This is a genomic window from Embleya sp. NBC_00896, from assembly GCF_045207785.1.
In the GTDB taxonomy this organism is placed as follows: domain Bacteria; phylum Actinomycetota; class Actinomycetes; order Streptomycetales; family Streptomycetaceae; genus Embleya.
Genome location: NZ_CP108776.1, coordinates 2,902,555 through 2,922,066, shown reverse-complemented (window position 1 = coordinate 2,922,066; position 19,512 = coordinate 2,902,555). Strand labels below are relative to the sequence as shown.

Here is a 19,512-nt window from a genome sequence, read left to right as displayed (position 1 = left end):
GGCGGCTGGGCCCGCGCGGCCGGGGGGTGCCGAGGAGTTGACGTTCCGTCATGTCGAATTCCGGGTCTGAGCGAGCCATTGGGCTCGCCGTCATAGGGGCCGGCTATTGGGGGCCCAATCTGGTTCGCAACGCGCAAGCCACACCCGCCTTACGGCTGGAATGGCTGTGCGATCTGGACGAGGCACGAGCACGTGCGGTCCTGGGGGAGTACAGCACAGTCCGGGTGAGCACGTCGTATCAGGACGTGCTCGCGGATCCCGCGGTGCACGCCGTCGCGATCGCGACGCCGGCCGCGACGCACTTCGAACTGGTCGCGGCCGCGTTGGAGGCGGGCAAGCACGTCCTGGTCGAGAAGCCGATCACGTCCAATCACGCGGACGCGGTGAAACTGGTCGAACTGGCCGAGCGCAGCGGCCTGACGCTGATGTGCGATCACACGTTCTGCTACATGCCGGTGGTCCGGCACATCCGCGACCTCATCCACGGCGGCGGACTCGGCGAGATCCGCTTCTTCGACTCGGTGCGGATCAACCTCGGGCTGGTCCAGCCCGATGTGGACGTGCTGTGGGATCTGGCGCCGCACGACCTGTCGATCCTCGACTTCATCCTGCCGCCCGGCGTGCACCCGGTGTCGGTGTCCGCGCACGGCGCGGACCCGCTCGGGACGGGCCGCGCGTGCCTGGCCTATCTCGTGCTGCGGCTCAACACCGGTGCCATCGCGCACGTGCACGTGAACTGGCTCTCGCCGACCAAGGTCCGCACCACGATCATCGGCGGCTCGCGGCGCACGGTCGTGTGGGACGACACCAACCCCGCCGCCCGACTCCAGGTGCACGACAAGGGGATCGACCTGGCCGCCGACGCCGCGCTCTCGCCGGAGGCGCGCCGGGAGAAGCTGATCTCCTACCGGGTCGGCGACGTGGTCGCGCCGGCGCTGCCCGAACGCGAGGCGCTGCGCGCGGTGATGGCCGAGTTCGCGGACGCGATCACGACCTCGCGGCCCCCGCTCACCGACGGCCGCGCCGGCCTTCGGGTCCTGGAGGTCTTGGAGGCCGCCTCGCGCAGCCTGGAACTGGGCGGCGTCACCGTCGCGTTGGGGGAGCACTGATGGGTGTCGAGATCGCCGGTTCGCGCTGCGTGGTCACCGGCGGGGCGGGCACGATCGGATCCACGATCGTGGACCGGCTGCTCGACGCCGGGGCCGCTCGGGTCGTCGTGCTGGACAACCTGACGCGCGGTCACCGCGGCAACCTGGCCCGGGCCCTGACCGACGACCGGGTCGAGTTGATCGACGGCGACATCCGGGACCGTCCGCTGCTCGCGCGCGTCATGCCCGGCACCGACGTGGTGTTCCACCTCGCCGCGATCCGGATCACCCAGTGCGTCGAGGAGCCGCGCCTGGCCCTGGAGGTGCTCGTGGACGGCACCTACGACGTCATGGAGGCGGCGGTCGCGGCCGACGTGCGCAAGGTCGTCACCTCCTCCTCCGCGTCCGTGTACGGGCTCGCCGAGGAGTTCCCGACCACCGAGAAGCACCACCCGTACGACAACGACACGTTGTACGGCGCGGCCAAGCTGTTCAACGAGGGCCTGTTGCGCAGCTTCCGGGCGATGTACGGCCTGGACTACGTCGCGTTGCGCTACTTCAACGTCTACGGCCCGCGGATGGACGTGCACGGCCTCTACACCGAGGTGTTGATCCGCTGGATGGAGCGGATCGGCAAGGGGGAACCCCCGCTGATCTTCGGCGACGGACTGCAGACCATGGACTTCGTCTACACCGAGGACATCGCGCGCGCGAACCTCCTTGCCGCGCAGGGGGATGCGAGTGGTGAGGTGTTCAACATCGCGTCCGGGTACGAGACTTCGCTGCGCGGCCTGGCCGAGCGGCTGCTCGTGGTGATGGGCGCCGACGGGCTGGAGATCGAGTACGGCCCGGCTCGCGCCAGTGGTGGGGTGACCCGGCGCCTGGCCGACACGTCCAAGGCGGCCCGCGAGTTGGGCTTCACCGCCGAGGTGGGGATCGACGAGGGGCTGCGCCGGTTGGTGGCGTGGTGGCGGGACACGGTCTGATCCGGGTTCGGCGGGTTCGGCGGCTTCGGTGGGCACAGGGGACCAGGCATACGGGGGCAGGGGGAAGGCGCGATGAGCATGGACAGAATTCCGGTGATGCGGCCCTGGATGGGCGAGGAGGAGGCCGCGGCGGCGGCGGAGGCGGTGCGCTCGGGGTGGGTGGCCCAGGGCCCGCGCGTCGCGGCCTTCGAGCGGGCCTTCGCCGCGTTCGTCGAGGTGCCGGCGGCGGTCGCGGTGTCGTCCTGCACGACCGCGCTGCACCTCGCGTTGATCAACGCGGGAGTGGGGCCGGGCGACGAGGTGGTGGTGCCGTCGCTGTCGTTCGTGGCGACCGCCAACGCGGTGCGCTACGTCGGCGCGCGGCCGGTGTTCGCCGACGTCGAGCTCGCCACCGGCAACCTCGCCCCGGCCACGATCGAACCGATCCTGACGGCGGCGACGCGCGCGGTCGTCCTGGTCGATCAGGGCGGGATCCCGGCCGACCTCGACGGCGTGCGGGCGCTCGTGGACGGCCGCGGCATCGTGGTGATCGAGGACGCGGCGTGCGCGGCGGGCTCGATGTACAAGGGCCGCCCGGTGGGAGCCGGCGCGACGTACGCGACGTTCTCGTTCCACCCGCGCAAGCTGCTGACCACCGGCGAGGGCGGCATGGTCACGCTCGGGCGCGCGGATGCGGCGCCCCGGCTGCGTCGGTTGCGCGAGCACGGGATGAGTGTGAGCGCGGCGGATCGGGACGCGGCGGACCGGGCGGGCGGCGCGCCGGTCGTGGAGTCCTACGACGAACTGGGCTTCAACTACCGGATGACCGACATCCAGGCGGCGATCGGCCTCGTGCAGCTGGGCAGATTGCCGGCGATGGTCGCACGTCGGCGCGAACTCGCGGCAAGGTACCGGGAGTTGCTCGCGGATATTCCGGGCCTTGCGATGGCGGCCGATCCCGCGCACGGCCTGACGAACCATCAGGCGTGCTGGGTGCTGCTGCCCGCGGACTTCCCGATGACGCGCGACGAACTGCTGGGCGCGCTGGCCCGGGCCGGGATCTCCGCGCGCCGGGGGATCATGGCGGCGCACCTGGAGCCGGCCTACGCCGACGTCGAGCACGTGCCGCTGCCGGCGACCGAGCGGCTGACCCGCGACTCGCTGATCCTGCCGCTGTTCCACGACCTGACGGAGGCGCAGCAGGACCGGGTGGTCGCGGCACTGCGCGCGGCGGCCGGCGTCCGGGCGGCGGTCTAGTGGCCTTTCGCGACCTGTTGATCGTCGGCGCCGGGGGATTCGCCCGCGAGACCGCCGCCGCGATCCACGACTTCCGTGCGCCGCGCGGCAGTTCGGGGTGGCGCCTGCTCGGGTTCCTGGACGACGATCCGGCCCGCCAGGGCACCGAGGTGGACGGGGTCCCGGTGCTCGGCGACGCCGAGGCGGTGCACAAGTGGCCGGACGCACTCGTGGTCGTGTGTACGGGCAGCCCGACGAATCGGTGGAGCCGGACCCGGATCGTGACCCGGCTCGGCCTGCCCGACACCCGCTGGGCCACGCTCGTGCACGTGAGCGCGGTGCTGCCGCGCACGTGCGAGGTCGGGCCCGGCTCGGTGCTGATGGCGCAGACGGTGCTGACCACGGCGGTCCGGGTCGGGGCGCACGCGCACACGATGCCGCACGTCGTGCTGACCCACGACGACGACGTGGGCGCGTTCGCCACGCTGGCCGCGGGGGTGCGGCTGGCGGGTGGGGTCACGGTGGGGCGGGGGGCGTATCTGGGGGCCGGCGCGATGGTGCGCGAGCACCGCGGCGTCGGCGCGTGGTCGCTGGTGGGGATGGGCTCGGTCGTGACGCGGGACGTGCCGCCGGCCGAGGTGTGGGCGGGGGTGCCGGCGCGCCGACTGCGGTCGGCTCCGGTACCCGCCGATGTGGACGTACGACGTCGAGGGGGAGATGTGGATGAGTGCTGACCAGACCCGGATTCCGCTGGTGGACCTGGCCGCCGCGCATGCCGAGGTGGCGGTGGAGGTCGAGGCCGGCATCGCTCGGGTGCTGGCCACGTGCGCTTTCGTGGGCGGTCCCGATGTCGCGGGCTTCGAGGCGGAGTTCGCCGCGTTCACCGGCGTTGCGCACTGCGTCGGGGTGGCCAACGGCACCGACGCGATCGAGCTCGCGCTGCGGGCCCTGGGGGTCGGCGCGGGCGCGGGCGTGGTGATGCCGGCGAACACGTTCGTGGCGACCGCCGAGGCGGCCGTCCGGGCGGGCGCGCGGCCGGTCCTGGCGGACGTGGACGAGGAGTTCCTGCTGCTCGACCCGCAGCGGGCCGCCGAGGCGCTGGCCGGCCCCGTGGAGTCGCGCGCGCTGGTGCCGGTGCACCTGAACGGGCAGCTGGCCCCCATGGGCGCCCTGCGGGCGCTGGCCGAGGCGCGCGAGGTGTTCCTGGTCGAGGACGCCGCGCAGTGCCAGGGCGCGACCCAGGACGGCCTGGGGCCGGGCGCGTGGGGGCCGCGCGGGATCGCCGCGACCAGTTTCTACCCGGGCAAGAACCTGGGCGCCTACGGCGACGGCGGCGCCGTGCTGACCGGCGACGAGGGATACGACCTGGCCCTGCGCGAACTGCGCGAGCACGGCTCCTCGCGGAAGTACGTGCACACCCGCCTGGGCTTCAACTCCCGCCTGGACACCATCCAGGCCGTGGTGCTGCGGGCCAAGCTGCGCCGGCTCGCGGACTGGAACGTCCGGCGGCGCGCGGCGGCGGCCCGCTACGACGCGCTGCTCGGCGGCGTCGAGGGCGTGCGGACTCCCGGCACCGCGCCGGGCAACGAGCACGTGTGGCATCTGTACGCGGTTCGCGTCCCGGAGCGGGACAAGGTGCTCGCGCTGCTGAACGAGGCCGGGATCGGGGCCGGCGTGCACTACCCCGTGCCCGTACACCTGCAACCCGCCTTCCGCGAACTCGGCTACGCGCGCGGCGACTTCCCGGTCGCCGAGCGATCGGCCGACGAGATTCTGACGCTGCCGCTGTTCCCGCAGATCACCGCCGCGCAGCAGGAGCGGGTCGCGGAGGTGCTCGCGGGAGCGGTGGGCGGGCTGTGACGATCGCGCCCGGCAGCATCCGCTACCTCGGCCACGCGGGCTTCGTCGTCGCGCACGCGGGCGTGTCGCTGTTGATCGATCCGTGGTTCCATCCGGCCTTCCTCGGCTCGTGGTTCCCGTTCCCGGACAACCGCGAGCTGCTGCCGCAGGTGCTGGCCGGGCGGCACGACCTCCTGTACCTCTCGCACCTGCACGAGGACCACTTCGACGAGCGGGTGCTCACCCGGCTCGACCGCGACATCACGGTGGTGCTGCCGCGCTACCGGTCCAAGTCGATGGTCGGGCGGATGCGCGCGCTGGGCTTCGACGACCTGGTCGTGCTCGGTCACCGCGAGTCGTTCACCGCCGCGCCCGGCCTGACCCTGACCATGCTGCTCGACACCAGCCACAAGGAGGACAGCGGCCTGCTCGTCGACCTCGACGGGTTCCGCTTCCTGGACCTCAACGACTGCAACACCCCACTGGGCGAACTCCCCAGCGACGTCGACCTGTTGTCCGCGCAGTTCTCCGGCGCGATGTGGTACCCGAACGCGTACGCGTACCCGGCGGAGATCCAGCGCAAGAAGACCGCCGAAGTGCGCTCGGACCTGTTCGACACGCTCGTGCGCAAGGTCCGGCTCACCGGCGCGCGTACGTACCTCCCCTCGGCGGGCCCGCCGGTGTTCCTGGACCCGGACCTGGCCCGCCACAACGATCGCGACGACACGATCTTCCCGCTGTGGGACGGCTTCGCGGCCGACTTCGCGGCGGCGTGCCCGGAGGTGGCGGTGCTCGAGGCCGCGCCGGGCGACGACCTCGCGGCGCCGACCGGGCCGGTCGAGGCGTGCCGCACCGACGCCTATCTGAGCGCCTACCGGGCCCGGCGCGAGCAGGAGTGGCGGGCCTGGGCGGAACCGCCCTACGAGCCCGTCACGCCGGCCGAGCTGGACGCGTACTTCGCCCGCCTGCAGAGCTGGAACAAGCGTTTCCTGGGCGACTGGCGCAAGGACATCCGGCTGCGCGCGGGCGGTGGTTCGTGGGCGGTGCGGCTCGGTCGGATCGCGGGCGACATCGTGCTCGAGGACGAACCGGTCGACCCCGCCTACACGATCGAGGTCCCGCAGCGGGTGCTGCGCGCGATCGTGGACGGCGCGGTGGGCTGGGAGGAGGCCCTGCTGTCGATGCGGCTCGGCCTGGCCCGGGACCCGGACGTCTTCGACCTGACCCTGATGAGCCTGCTGCGCTACGGCGAGCGTCCGGTCCAGACGATGCAGATGGTCCGCGAACGCGAGTCGGCCGCGCACGGCGAGTCCATCGAGCGGTGCGGCGTGCGGATGCAGCGCTTCTGTCCGCACGCCGGCGAGGATCTCGCGCACGCGGACGTCGAGGCCGGCGTGCTCGAATGCCCTCGGCACCACTGGAAGTGGCGGCTGGACACGGGCGAGTGCGTCTCGGGCGGCACCGTGCCGCTGCGGGTGGAGCCGGTCGACGTCCCGAGTTCGTGACCTTTGCCGGCCAACGCTCGAGACGTCCATTCGAGGTCCCGGCCGGTTGACATGACCTTCTGCGCCCCACCGGCAGTGGACAGGGTCGTCTTGCGGGCCGTCACTCCTGCGAGGGAGTGTGCGTCACTCTTCTCTCGTAATTGTCATAAAAGATGATTGATCGCGTTATTGCATCCTTTGTGTGTCGATCGCGATGCGTTCGGCCTTCAAAAGGGAAACGATTTTCTCCTGATCGTCCGGGTTTGGTCACAAGCGTGTCATGGTGCGCCGGGTGGCGGCCGCTTGGCCGTGACAAGTGCTGCTGTGGCCGAGCAAGTCATTCGCGTCCCACCCGGTTGGGGCGTGAGCGGCGTCTGTGATGACTGGAGGATGTCCATGAGCACGTGGGGATGGGTCTGCCAGGAGAACGGTTGTCCGTCGAAGTCCGACGCGGACCGCCAGCGGTACCGGTCGAAGGACGCGGCCCAGGTGGCGGCGAAGGCGCACACCAAGGCCACCGGACACAAGACCAGGGTCGTCGAGTACTGGTAACCACGGGACGCACGCCATGACGGCGCGCGGTGGCGACATCCGCGACCACCGCGCGCCGGCCGCACCGCCGGGCGGCGAGCCGCCTACAGCACCTCGATGTTGGGCCCGGGGCCGAGCACCCGCCGGCAGTCGAGGACGTACGCCGCCTCGCGCAGCAGATCCAGATCCACGTCGTCGTGGTCCACGAGCAGCACGACCGCGTCGGCCGCCGCGACCGTCTCCGCGGTCAACTCCACCCGGGTCAACCGCGCGTCCACGACCTGGGAGGTCTCCACGTGCGGATCCGCGGCGGTGACCTCGGCGCCCAGCCCGAGCAGCAGCCGGGCCACGTCCGTCGACGGCGACTCCCGCGCGTCGCCGGTGTTCTTCTTGTACGCCAGCCCCACCAGGAGCACCCGTGAGCCGTTGACCGACCGCCGGCGGGTGTTGAACGCGGCGGTGAGCCTGCGGATCACGTAGTCGGGCATGTGGTTGTTGACGTCGTTGGCCAACTCCACGAAGCGAAAGCTCTGCCCCAGCGCGCGCTGCACCCGCCAGGACAGGTACGACGGGTCGATCGGCAGGCAGTGCCCGCCGACCCCCGGGCCCGGCGTGAAGCGCAGGAACCCGAACGGCTTGGTCGAGCACGCGTCGATCGCCTCCCACACGTCGATGCCCAGGTCGTGGGCGAACATCGCGACCTCGTTCACGAGCGCGATGTTGACGTGCCGGAAGGTGTTCTCGATCAGCTTGACCAGCTCGGCCTCCTTGGGCGTGGAGACCGGCACCACGCGGTCGACCAGCGAGCCGTAGAAGCCCGCCACCACGGCCAGCGACGCCGCGTCCACACCGGAGACCACCTTCGGCGTGTTGACCAGGTTCCAGGTCGGATTGCCCGGGTCGATCCGCTCCGGGCTGTAGCCCAGGTGGAAGTCCCGACCCGCCGTCAGACCCGAGCCCTCCTCCAGGATCGGGCCGACCAGCTCCTCGGTCGTCCCCGGGTAGGTGGTCGATTCGAGCACCACGCACGCGCCCGGCCGCAGGTAGCGCGCGAGCGTGCGCGCGCACTCCTCGATGTAGCTCAGATCCGGAACGCCCTCGCGCAGCGGCGTCGGCACGGTGATCACCGCGATGTCGTAGCCGCCCAGATCGCGCGGCTCGCTCGTGGCCCGATACGCCCCGGCGTCCAGGATCGCGCGGACCTGCTCCGCCGGGATGTCCTCCACATACGACTCACCGGCCGCGAGCCGCTTGATCCGCCCCTCGTCGACGTCGTAGCCGACCACGTCGTGGCCCACCTGTGCGGCCCGAACCGCCAGCGGCAGCCCCACATAGCCCTGCCCCGCGATGACAACACGCATCCGAGAATCCCCCTCCTCGCGCAACCGCCCACCCCCGAGCGGCTGGTGACGCAACGTCAGGTACGACTGGGCAGGTGGTCGGCACGCGGTTTGGCCGCCACCCACGACGCGACGAACCCGGCCACCCGCTCGCCGCGCACGACGGCCCCGGGAAAGCGCGAGCGCAGCTCCGCGCGGCGGGCCGGGAACAACACCGGCGCGGAGCCGCCGATCCGGGACCGGACGTGACCGGGCAGCAGATGCACCGCGGGCAGCGAGGTCTCCGGATCGAGCGGGTGCTCGCGCGCCGACGCGCGGACCCAATAGCGCTCGGCACAGGCGTGCACGACGTCGGCGAGCCGGGCCCGATCGGTGGGCGCGGACAACCGGTCGAGCAGCCCGTCGCACACCACGACGTCGCAACTCCCGGACCACGCCAGCGGATCGCCCGCCTCGCGGACCAACCACCCCGTGAGTTCGGCCGATCCGTCCGCCGTCGCGACCACACGCACGTGGGCCGGTCGAACCGGCGCGTGCAGCCAGAACTCGGTCGAGCCGCCCAGATCCACGACCCGCAACCGCTCGATGTCCGGGAACGCCTCCCGGAACCACAACCACCGCCGCGCCCGCGCCCCGGCCTCCATCTGCGTGCGTGCCGCGTGCGCACGCACCGACCAGGCCCGGACGAGATGTTGCGGCTGCGGCATCGCGTAATCCCCCCTGACGAGCCCGCGGCCGAACGCCGCGAACCGCCCATCAGGCTATGGGTACAACTTCGCCCACACGCGGGAAACCGGCGAACCCGAGGCGCAGCGCCCGGGACCCGCGGAACACGACCGCGAGCACGGCCCGTTCACGGGACCTGTGAACAGGCCCCGCGAACCGGCCCCGCGAACAGGCCCCGCGAACGGCGTTGTCCGGACGCGGACATGCGGACGGCCCCGGGGAAGGATCCCGGGGCCGTCCGCCGTGTGGGGGAGCGTCAGGCGCTGGGCCAGACGATGCTCTGGATCTCGCTGTACGCGGCCAGCGCGTGCGAACCGCAGTCGCGGCCGATGCCGGACTGCTTGAAGCCGCCGAACGGGGCCTCCATGTTGCGGCCCACCGTGTTCACGCTCACGCCACCCGACCGCAGCCGGCGCGCGATGCCGTACGCGCGCGTGGTGTCGCCCGCGAACACGTACGAGATCAGGCCGTAGTCCGAGTCGTTGGCGATCCGGATCGCCTCCTCCTCGTCACCGTCGAACGGGATGACCGTCACGACCGGGCCGAAGAACTCCTCGCGCGCGATCGTCATCTCGTTCGTCGCGTCCGCGAACAGCGTCGGGGCGACGTAGAAGCCCTTCTCGAAGTCCGGCCGCTCGCCGCCGACCACCAGGCGGGCGCCCTCCTCGCGGCCCTTGGCGATCAGCGCCTCGACCCGGCCGCGCTGCACGGCCGAGATGACCGGCGTGACCTGGGTCGCGGGGTCGAGCGGGCTGCCGATCTTGAGGCCGCCCGCGTACGCCGCGAGCCGCTCGACCAGCTGGTCGTAGATGCCGCGCTGGGCGATCACCCGGGTCGGCGCGGTGCAGATCTGGCCCGCGTAGAAGCTCCACACGGTGCCGATCCCGTGCACGGCCGCGTCCAGGTCGGCGTCGTCGAGCACGATGCACGCGCCCTTGCCACCGAGCTCCATCAGCTGACGCTTGAAGGTCTTGCCCGCGACCTGCGCGATCCGCGAACCGATCAGCGTCGAGCCGGTGAAGCTGACCATGTCCACGTGCGGCGAGTCGACGGTGGCCTCGGAGACGTCCACACCCGAACCGGTGATGATGTTCAGCACGCCGCGCGGCAGGCCGGCCTCCTCGAGCGCCTCGGCCATCTTGTACACGGCCAGCGGGTCCTGCGGCGCGGGCTTGACCACGACGGTGTTGCCCATCGCGAGCGCGGGCGCCACCTTGCCCGCGGTGTTCGCGAGCGGGTTGTTGTACGACGTGATGCAGGTGACCACGCCGACCGGCTGCCGGATCTCCAGGGCGCCGAAGATGCCCGCCTTGCTGAGCGCGGTCTCCGGGGTGGCCTGCGGGTTGATCGCGAACTCGGTCGGCTCCAGGGCGCCCTTGGCGTAGCGCTTGAACCGCGAGTACGTGGTGCCCAGCTGCATCATCCCCGCGACCGCGAGCGTCGCGCCGGTCTCCGCGGATGCCAGCGGGACGACCTCGCCGCCCATCTTCAGGAACAGGTCCGCGGCGCGGTCCAGGATCCCCGCGCGCTCCTGCGGGGTGGTGCGCGACCAGGTCCCGAACGCCTCGGCGGCAGCCGCGGTCGCCGCGTTCGCCTGCTCCACCGACGCCTCGGGCGCCAGGCCCACGACCTCCTCGGTCGCCGGGTTGATCACTTCGTAGTGACCGCGCTCCGGCTCGACCCACTCGCCGCCGATGTAGAGCTTCTGCTGCGCGCTGCTCATCGTGTCCGTCGTCTCCCCTGGTCCAGCCGCTGCCCGGACTTCCGACGGCCCGCCGGAAATCCGACGACCCGTCAGATTCCTGTCCGGGGCCCATTGGACCCCCTAAAAGGCGCATTGCCAAGAGGTACGGGTAGGCGGTACTGGTCACAGTCACACGTTCTCCGGGCGGGCGCCACCGACCGGTTGAGGCGTAGGGTTGGACGGCAACCCCGGTCCTTTTCCAAGGTCGGGGCCATTCGCGTTGCGGAGGATCCAACCGGCCCATGAGCCTGACCGGTCTGCTTGACATCGTCGTCCAGGACCCCGCCGTCGCCGAGGCGGTGCGGGCCGCGTCCGAGGGCCGCGGCACCGCCCTCGACCTCGTCGGTCCACCGGCACTGCGACCGTTCGTGGTGGCCGCGATCGCGGCCCGCGCGGATCGGCCCGTACTCGCGGTCACCGCCACCACCCGCGAGTGCGAGGACCTCGTCGCCGCGCTCGGCTCGCTGCTGCCCGAGGACTCCGTCGTGGAGTACCCCTCGTGGGAGACGCTGCCGCACGAGCGGCTCTCGCCGCGCTCGGACACCGTCGGGCGTCGGCTCGCGGTGCTGCGCCGGCTCGCGCACCCGACCTCGGGCGGCCTCGCCGACTCCGGGACCGGGCGCCTGAAGGTCGTCGTCGCGCCGGTCCGCAGCGTGCTCCAGCCGCAGGTCAAGGGCCTGGGCGAGCTCGAACCCGTCGCCTTGGTGGCCGGGCAGGAGATCGAGCTCGACACCGTCGTGGAGCAGCTCGCCGCGGCCGCCTACTCACGGGTGGACCTGGTCGAGAAGCGCGGCGAGTTCGCCGTCCGCGGCGGCATCCTCGACGTTTTCCCGCCCACCGAGGAGCACCCGCTCCGGGTCGAGTTCTGGGGCGACCGGGTCGAGGAGATCCGCTGGTTCAAGGTCGCCGACCAGCGCTCACTGGAGACCGCCGAGCACGGCCTGTGGGCGCCGCCCTGCCGCGAGCTGCTGCTGACCGACCAGGTCCGCGAGCGGGCCCGTGAGCTGCTCGTGGAGCACCCGGGGCTGGTCGAGATGCTCGGCAAGATCGCCGAGGGCATCGCGGTCGAGGGCATGGAGTCGCTCGCGCCCGCGCTGGTGGACGACATGGAGCTGCTGCTCGACGTGCTGCCGGCAGGCAGCCACGTCCTGGTCTGCGACCCCGAGCGGGTACGCACCCGATCGGGTGATCTGGTCGCGACCAGCCGGGAATTCCTGGACGCGTCGTGGGCCGCCGCGGCCGGCGGCGGGGAGAGCCCGATCGACCTCGGCGCGGCGTCGCTGCGCAGCCTGGCCGACGTGCGTGAGCACGCCCGCGAGATCGGCGTGCCGTGGTGGTCGCTCAGCCCGTTCAGCGCCGACGCCGACAACGACGGCACGGAGATCGGCGCGGTCGAGGTCGAGGCATACCGCGGCGACGCCCAGCGGGTGCTGGCCGAGATCAAGGGCCGGGTCGCCGACGACTGGCGCGTCGTCCTGGTCACCGAGGGGCACGGCCCGGCGGCCCGCTTCGTCGAGACGCTGTCCGGCGAAGGGGTGGCCGCGCGCCTGGACGACGACCTGCCCACCGCACCCGAGACCGGTCTCGTGCACGTGACCACCGGCTGCATCGGGCACGGCTTCAGCTCCGAGTCGCTGCGCACGCTCGTGCTCACCGAACAGGACGTCTCCGGTCAGCGCACCTCGACCAAGGACATGCGCCGGCTGCCCAGCCGGCGGCGCAACATGGTCGACCCGCTCCAGCTCAAGCCCGGTGACTTCGTCGTGCACGAGTCGCACGGCGTCGGCCGCTACGTCGAGATGGTCCAGCGCACCGTGCAGGGCGCGCAGCGCGAGTACCTCGTGCTGGAGTACGCGCCGGCCAAGCGCGGCCAACCGGGCGACCGCCTGTTCGTGCCCACCGACCAGTTGGAGCAGGTCACCAAGTACGTCGGCGGCGAGAGCCCGTCGCTGCACCGCCTCGGCGGCGCCGACTGGGCCAAGACCAAGGCCAAGGCGAAGAAGGCGATCAAGGAGATCGCCGGCGACCTGATCAAGCTCTACTCCGCGCGGATGGCCGCCCCGGGACACGCGTTCGGCCCGGACACCCCGTGGCAGCGCGAGCTGGAGGACGCCTTCCCGTACATCGAGACGCCCGACCAGCTGTCCTCGATCGAGGAGGTCAAGGGCGACATGGAGAAGCCGATCCCGATGGACCGGCTGATCTGTGGCGACGTCGGCTACGGCAAGACCGAGATCGCCGTGCGCGCGGCGTTCAAGGCGGTCCAGGACGGCAAGCAGGTCGCCGTCCTGGTGCCCACCACGCTGCTCGTCCAGCAACACTTCTCGACCTTCTCCGAGCGCTACGCGCAGTTCCCGATCGTGGTGAAGTCGCTGTCGCGCTTCCAGACCGAGACCGAGGCCAAGGCGGTCCTGGAGGGCATGCGCGAGGGCTCGATCGACCTCGTGATCGGCACCCACCGGCTGTTCTCGGCGGACACCACGTTCAAGGACCTGGGCCTGGTCATCGTCGACGAGGAACAGCGCTTCGGCGTCGAGCACAAGGAGCAGCTGAAGAAGCTGCGCGCCAACGTCGACGTGCTCACCATGTCCGCGACGCCGATCCCGCGCACCCTGGAGATGGCGGTCACCGGCATCCGCGAGATGTCCACCATCACCACCCCGCCCGAGGAGCGGCACCCCGTGCTGACCTTCGTGGGTCCGTACGAGGAGAAGCAGATCGGCGCCGCCATCCGCCGCGAGCTGCTGCGCGAGGGACAGGTCTTCTACATCCACAACCGGGTCGAGTCGATCGACCGGGCGGCCGCGAGGATCCGCGAGCTGGTGCCCGAGGCCCGGGTCGCGATCGCGCACGGCCAGATGCACGAGAACGCGCTGGAGCAGGTGGTGGTGGACTTCTGGGAGAAGGAGTTCGACGTCCTGGTCTGCACGACGATCGTCGAGTCGGGCATCGACATCTCCAACGCCAACACGCTGATCGTCGAGCGGGCCGACAACTTCGGCCTGTCCCAGCTGCACCAGCTGCGCGGCCGGGTCGGGCGTGGCCGCGAACGCGCGTACTCGTACTTCCTGTACCCCCCGGAGAAGCCGCTGACCGAGACCGCGCACGAGCGGCTCGCGACGATCGCCCAGCACACCGAGATGGGTGCGGGCATGTTCGTCGCGATGAAGGACCTGGAGATCCGCGGCGCGGGCAACCTGCTCGGCGGCGAGCAGTCCGGGCACATCGCGGGCGTCGGGTTCGACCTGTACGTGCGGATGGTCGGCGAGGCGGTCAACCAGTACAAGGAACTCGCGGCCGGCGGCGAGGGCGCGGAGGAGGTCGCCGAGATCCGGGTCGAGCTGCCGATCGACGCGCACGTCCCGCACGACTACGTGCCCGGCGAGCGGCTGCGCCTGGAGGCGTACAAGCGGATCGCCGCGATCACCTCCGAGGACGACATCGCCGCGGTGCGGGACGAACTCGTGGACCGCTACGGTCCGTTGCCGCAACCGGTGGAGAACCTGCTGGAGGTGGCCCGGTTCCGCGCGCACGTGCGCACCGCGGGCGTCACCGACGTCACGCTCCAGGGCAACTTCGTCCGCTTCGGGCCGGTGGACCTGCGCGAGTCGCAGCAGCTGCGGCTCCAGCGGCTGTACCCGAAGACGCTGGTCAAGACCGCGACGCACCAGATCCTGGTGCCCAAGCCGATGACCGCGCGGATCGGCGGGCAGCCGCTGCGCGACGTCGCGCTGCTGGCCTGGGCGCGGGATCTGGTGGACGCGATCCTGCTGGAGCCGATCGCGGCGGCGAAGAAGTAGCGGCGCGGGCACCTCGGCCGCCGGCTCGACCATGGTGTTCCGAGGAGGTGTGGGTGAGGATGGGCGGCAGCCGGTCCGGATCTTCTCGCCGAATCTGCGGACTTCGGGCGTGCCCGCCCTTATCTTTGATCGTTGGTCACGGGTGGCACGCTTGCCGTGGCCGGCACCCGCACCGCCGTACAGCGCCATCGAGCCCCGGGAGTTCGTGTGAGTCGCACGTCGCGTTCCGTCCCTGTCGATTCCGCGTTCCGCCGGCGGCGACCCGCGGCCCGCGCCCGGGTGGCCGCGGTGGGTCTGGTCCTGGTGGCCGGATTCGCCCTCTCGGGGTGCTCGGAGTCCAGGGCCGGGGCCGCCGCCATGGTCGCCGGGGACCGCATCGAGATCTCGACCCTGAACGCCAAGGTCGACAAGCTGGAGCAGGCGTTCACCGATCGGGACCTCGCCCTGGCCGGTACGGCCGCCCAACTGGAGGCGAACCAGGCCGAGTTGGTGCAGATGATCCAGCGTCGGGTGGTCGACGAGGCGGCCCGGCGGAACAACATCACGATCAACGCGACCCAGGTGCTCCAGGCCCGGCGCACGCTGGAGCAGCAGTTCGACAACCCCGCCGAGCTGGAGGCGCGGCTGCTCCAGACCGGCGTGCTGCCCGGCGAGATCGACGACTTCGTCCGCACCGAGGCGCTCAAGCCCGAGATCGCGAAGGCACGCGGGATCGACATCTCCGCGCCCGGGGCCCGGGAGAAGCTCAACCGCTACCTCGGCGAGGTCGCGGGTTGGATGAAGATCACGGTGAACCCGCGCTACGGCACGTGGGACGCGGCGAAGCTGACGACGGTGGCGAGTGAGTACTCGTGGCTCGCTCCCGGTACCACCCCGGCCGGCAAGGCCCCCGCGGGCTCGACCACCGAGATCCCCGGCGGCTCGGCGGACAGCGGAGCCTGACCGCCGGAGCGGACCGTAGGCTGATCGCGTGAGTGACTCGCCTGCTGCTTCCGTGCCGCCGCTTGCCCGACTCGTCCTGCTCGCCGGGACCCACCGGGTCGCACCCGGTCTGCTGAGCTGGCCCGCGTGGCAGACGCTGCGCGAGGCCGCCGGCACGCCGACCGGGTGCGTCCTGACGGCGGACGCCGACCACCCGCAGCTGCCCTACCTGCGTGAGGCCGGCGTCGAGGTGGAGCCCGTCGACCTCGCCGAGGGCCCGCGCGTGATCGCCCGCCGGCTCCTGGACCGGGCCCGGACCGGGCTGGTGGTCTGGCTCGCCGCGACCGACGACGACCCGGGCCTGGGCCCGGCCCTGGCCCAGGTCGCGGCCGGCGGCGAGGACGGCGAGCCGATCCCGGAGATCGAGCTGCTGCCGGGCGCGTGGGACCTGCCGGGCGCACGACTGCTCGACCTGGTCGCGGTGATGGACCGGCTGCGCTCGCCGGGCGGCTGCCCGTGGGACGCGAAGCAGACCCACGAGTCGCTCGCGCGCTACCTGGTCGAGGAGACCTACGAGCTGGTCGACGCGATCGACTCGGGCGACCGCGACCACATGCGCGAGGAACTCGGCGACGTGCTGATGCAGGTGTTCTTCCACGCGCGCGTCGCGCAGGAGGACGAGGCGGACCCGTTCACGATCGACGACGTGGCCGGCGGCATCGTGGAGAAGCTGATCAGCCGCCACCCGCACGTGTTCGCGGACGTCGAGGCGGACACGCCGGAGGCGGTCGAGGCCAACTGGGACGCGCTGAAGGCGGCGGAGAAGAGCGGCCGTGAATCAGCCCTGGACGGCATCGCGATGAGTCAGCCCGCGCTGGCGCTGGCGGCGAAGACACTGTCGCGCACGCACCGCGCGGGCTTGGTTGTTCCGGTACCCGCGCTGCCTGTGAGCCTCGACCCGGACGACTACACCGGTCCGGACGCGATCGGCGACCTTCTGCTGGCGATCACCGATCTGGCGAGCCGTCAGGGCGTGGACGCGGAGACGGCGTTGCGCGCGGCGGCGCTGCGTCAGGGTGACCGCGTGCGGATCACCGAAGGTCCGAACGAGTGAACGAAGGTACTTTCCGCTGCGGTCGAGGCATTGATCGGCAAAGCTCAAGGCGTTGGCCCCGCACATGCGGGGATGGTCCGTTCCTGCCCCGGACGCGGAAGGCGAACCTGGCGTAGGCCCCGCGATCGCGGGGATATGAGTGGGCCCGGAATCGTTTGCTTCCGGGCCCACTCGTTGCCAGGTGGTTACACCCGGCGGAAGATCAGCGCACGCTTCACTTCCTGGATCGCCTTGGTCACCTCGATGCCACGCGGGCACGCCTCGGTGCAGTTGAAGGTCGTGCGGCAGCGCCACACGCCCTCCTTCTCGTTGAGGATCTCCAGGCGCTCCTCGGCGCCCTCGTCCCGCGAGTCGAAGATGAACCGGTGCGCGTTGACGATCGCGGCCGGGCCGAAGTACTGCCCGTCGCTCCAGAACACCGGGCACGACGTGGTGCACGCCGCGCACAGGATGCACTTGGTGGTGTCGTCGAACCTCTCCCTGTCCTCAGGGCTTTGCAGTCTCTCGCGCGTCGGCTCGTTCCCCGACGTGATCAGGAACGGCATCACGTCCTTGTACGCCTGCATGAACGGGTCCATGTCGACGACGAGGTCCTTCTCCAGCTTGAGGCCCTTGATCGCCTCGACCGTGATCGGCTTGGACATGTCCAAGTCCTTGACCAGGGTCTTGCACGCCAGCCGGTTGCGGCCGTTGATCCGCATCGCGTCCGAGCCGCAGATGCCGTGCGCGCACGAGCGGCGGAAGGTCAGCGACCCGTCCTGCTCGGCCTTGATCTTCATCATCGCGGTCAGGATGCGCTCGGTCGGGTCGGCCTCGACCTTGAAGTCCTGCCAGTACGGCTCGGCGTCGGTCTCCCCGTTGAACCGGCGGATCCGCAGCGTGATGGTGATCATCGTGTGGTCACGCTCGGCGGCCGTGGCCCCGTGCCCCTTGCCGGGCGCGGACTCTTCCACTACGGCAGTCATCAGTACTTACGCTCCATCGGCTGGTAGCGGGTGACGACGACCGGCTTGTAGCCGAGGCGGATCGAGTGCTCGCCCTTCGCGTCGACCTCGCGGAACGCCATCGTGTGTTTCATGAAGTTCTCGTCGTCGCGCGCCTGGTAGTCCTCGCGGGCGTGGCCGCCACGGGACTCCTTGCGGTTCTGCGCGCCGACGACCAGGACCTCGGCGAGGTCGAGCAGGAAGCCCAGCTCGATCGCTTCGAGCAGGTCGGTGTTGTACCGCTTGCCCTTGTCCTGGATCGAGACGTCCAGGTAGCGCTTCTGCAGGCCCTTGATGTCGGCGAGCGCCTGCTTCAGCGTCTCCTCGGTGCGGTAGACGCCGGCGTTGGCGTCCATCGTCTCCTGCATCTCGGCCCGGATCGCGCCGACCCGCTCGGTGCCCGCGCTGTCGCGCAGCCGCTCGATCAGCTCGACGACCGTGGTCTCGGGGGCCTCGGGCAGCTCGACGTACTCGTGCGACGTCGCGTATTCGGCGGCGGCGATGCCGGCGCGCCGGCCGAACACGTTGATGTCGAGCAGCGAGTTGGTGCCCAGCCGGTTCGAGCCGTGCACCGATACACAGGCGACCTCGCCGGCCGCGTACAGGCCCGGCACGACCGTGGTGTTGTCCGAGAGCACCTCGGCGTTCACGTTGGTCGGGATGCCGCCCATCGCGTAGTGCGCGGTCGGGTAGACCGGGACCAGCTCGGTGGTCGGCTCGACGCCCAGGTACGTGCGCGCGAACTCGGTGATGTCGGGGAGCTTCTCCTCGATCTGCTCCGCCGGCAGGTGGGTCAGGTCGAGGTAGACGTAGTCCTTGTTCGGACCCGCGCCGCGGCCTTCGAGCACCTCCAGGACCATCGAGCGGGCGACGATGTCGCGCGGCGCGAGGTCCTTGATGGTCGGCGCGTAGCGCTCCATGAAGCGCTCGCCGTCGGCGTTGCGCAGGATGCCGCCCTCGCCGCGGGCGCCCTCGGTGAGCAGGATGCCCAGGCCCGCGAGGCCGGTCGGGTGGAACTGGTAGAACTCCATGTCCTCCAGCGGCAGTCCCCGGCGCCACGCGATGCCCATGCCGTCGCCGGTCAGGGTGTGCGCGTTCGAGGTGGTCTTGAAGACCTTGCCGAAGCCGCCGGTCGCGAAGATGACCGACTTGGCCTGGAAGACGTGGATCTCGCCGGTGGCCAGCTCGTACGCGACGACGCCCGACGTGGTCTTGTTGCCCGCCTCGTCCTCGGCCAGGAGCAGGTCCAGGACGTAGAACTCGTTGTAGAACTCGACGTTCTGCTTGACGCAGTTCTGGAACAGCGTCTGCAGGATCATGTGGCCGGTGCGGTCCGCCGCGTAGCAGGACCGGCGCACGGCGGCCTTGCCGTGGTCGCGGGTGTGGCCGCCGAAGCGGCGCTGGTCGATCCGGCCCTCGGGGGTCCGGGAGAAGGGGAGACCCATCTTCTCCAGGTCCAGGACGGCGTCGATCGCCTCCTTGCACATGATCTCCGCGGCGTCCTGGTCGGTGAGGTAGTCACCACCCTTGACCGTGTCGAACGTGTGCCACTCCCAGTTGTCCTCCTCGACGTTCGCGAGGGCGGCGCACATGCCACCCTGCGCGGCGCCGGTGTGGGAGCGCGTGGGGTACAGCTTGGTCAGTACGGCGGTACGGCTGCGCTTGCTCGACTCCAGGGCCGCGCGCATGCCGGCGCCGCCCGCGCCGACGATGACGGTGTCGTACTTGTGGGTCTGCATGA

At 71.2% G+C, this 19,512-nt stretch carries 15 protein-coding genes; 10 read left to right on the top strand and 5 right to left on the bottom strand.

Annotated features, from left to right (window positions below):
- Positions 1-50 precede the first annotated feature (50 nt).
- The 7 genes from OG928_RS13035 (at position 51) to OG928_RS13005 (ending at position 7,164) form a co-directional block, all read left to right on the top strand.
- The gene (locus OG928_RS13035; protein WP_406283264.1) at positions 51-1,109 is read left to right on the top strand and encodes a Gfo/Idh/MocA family protein; all 1,059 of its coding nucleotides are present in this window, start codon (positions 51-53) and stop codon (positions 1,107-1,109) included.
- Positions 1,109-2,074 carry an NAD-dependent epimerase/dehydratase family protein gene (locus OG928_RS13030; protein WP_406283262.1) on the top strand — a complete coding sequence of 322 codons (966 nt, stop codon included), beginning with the start codon at positions 1,109-1,111 and terminating at the stop codon, positions 2,072-2,074. The genes OG928_RS13035 and OG928_RS13030 overlap by 1 nt, the downstream gene beginning before the upstream one ends.
- A 72-nt stretch (positions 2,075-2,146) precedes the next feature.
- On the top strand, positions 2,147-3,310 hold the full coding sequence (locus OG928_RS13025; RefSeq protein ID WP_406283260.1) for a DegT/DnrJ/EryC1/StrS family aminotransferase: 1,164 nt from the start codon (positions 2,147-2,149) through the stop codon (positions 3,308-3,310).
- A complete protein-coding gene (locus OG928_RS13020; protein ID WP_406283258.1) occupies positions 3,310-4,023 on the top strand; it encodes an acetyltransferase in 714 nt (237 codons plus the stop codon). The genes OG928_RS13025 and OG928_RS13020 overlap by 1 nt, the downstream gene beginning before the upstream one ends.
- Positions 4,013-5,149, top strand: coding sequence for a DegT/DnrJ/EryC1/StrS family aminotransferase (locus tag OG928_RS13015; protein WP_406283256.1), 1,137 nt, complete (start codon positions 4,013-4,015; stop codon positions 5,147-5,149). The genes OG928_RS13020 and OG928_RS13015 overlap by 11 nt, the downstream gene beginning before the upstream one ends.
- Complete coding sequence (locus OG928_RS13010; protein WP_406283254.1) at positions 5,146-6,633, top strand: MBL fold metallo-hydrolase; 1,488 nt, start codon at positions 5,146-5,148, stop codon at positions 6,631-6,633. Before OG928_RS13015 ends, OG928_RS13010 begins: the two co-directional genes overlap by 4 nt.
- Before the next feature lie 375 nt (positions 6,634-7,008).
- Positions 7,009-7,164, top strand: coding sequence for a hypothetical protein (locus OG928_RS13005; protein WP_406283252.1), 156 nt, complete (start codon positions 7,009-7,011; stop codon positions 7,162-7,164).
- 83 nt (positions 7,165-7,247) lie between these two features.
- On the opposite strand, the gene OG928_RS13000 is transcribed toward OG928_RS13005, so the two are convergent.
- The 3 genes from OG928_RS13000 to OG928_RS12990 form a co-directional block, all read right to left on the bottom strand.
- Complete coding sequence (locus OG928_RS13000; protein WP_406283250.1) at positions 7,248-8,504, bottom strand: nucleotide sugar dehydrogenase; 1,257 nt, start codon at positions 8,502-8,504, stop codon at positions 7,248-7,250.
- A gap of 56 nt (positions 8,505-8,560) precedes the next feature.
- Complete coding sequence (locus OG928_RS12995) at positions 8,561-9,190, bottom strand: hypothetical protein (protein ID WP_406283249.1); 630 nt, start codon at positions 9,188-9,190, stop codon at positions 8,561-8,563.
- A gap of 275 nt (positions 9,191-9,465) precedes the next feature.
- Positions 9,466-10,932, bottom strand: coding sequence for an aldehyde dehydrogenase family protein (locus tag OG928_RS12990; protein ID WP_406283247.1), 1,467 nt, complete (start codon positions 10,930-10,932; stop codon positions 9,466-9,468).
- A gap of 263 nt (positions 10,933-11,195) precedes the next feature.
- On the opposite strand from OG928_RS12990, the gene mfd reads away from it, so the two are divergent.
- The 3 genes from mfd to OG928_RS12975 all read left to right on the top strand — a co-directional run bounded on the left by mfd (position 11,196) and on the right by OG928_RS12975 (position 16,788).
- Positions 11,196-14,753: a transcription-repair coupling factor gene (gene mfd / locus OG928_RS12985; RefSeq protein ID WP_406283245.1), complete on the top strand. Its 3,558-nt coding sequence runs from the start codon at positions 11,196-11,198 to the stop codon at positions 14,751-14,753.
- Between the two features lie 207 nt (positions 14,754-14,960).
- Positions 14,961-15,695: a SurA N-terminal domain-containing protein gene (locus tag OG928_RS12980; RefSeq protein ID WP_406283244.1), complete on the top strand. Its 735-nt coding sequence runs from the start codon at positions 14,961-14,963 to the stop codon at positions 15,693-15,695.
- A gap of 28 nt (positions 15,696-15,723) precedes the next feature.
- Entirely contained in the window at positions 15,724-16,788 is a 1,065-nt protein-coding gene (locus tag OG928_RS12975; RefSeq protein ID WP_406283242.1) for a MazG family protein, read from the top strand.
- Between the two features lie 185 nt (positions 16,789-16,973).
- On the opposite strand, the gene OG928_RS12970 is transcribed toward OG928_RS12975, so the two are convergent.
- Positions 16,974-17,681: a succinate dehydrogenase iron-sulfur subunit gene (locus OG928_RS12970; RefSeq protein WP_406290944.1), complete on the bottom strand. Its 708-nt coding sequence runs from the start codon at positions 17,679-17,681 to the stop codon at positions 16,974-16,976.
- Positions 17,682-17,752: 71 nt separating this feature from the next.
- Positions 17,753-19,510, bottom strand: a complete 1,758-nt coding sequence (gene sdhA, locus OG928_RS12965; RefSeq protein ID WP_406283240.1) for a succinate dehydrogenase flavoprotein subunit — start codon at positions 19,508-19,510, stop codon at positions 17,753-17,755.
- Positions 19,511-19,512 lie beyond the last annotated feature (2 nt).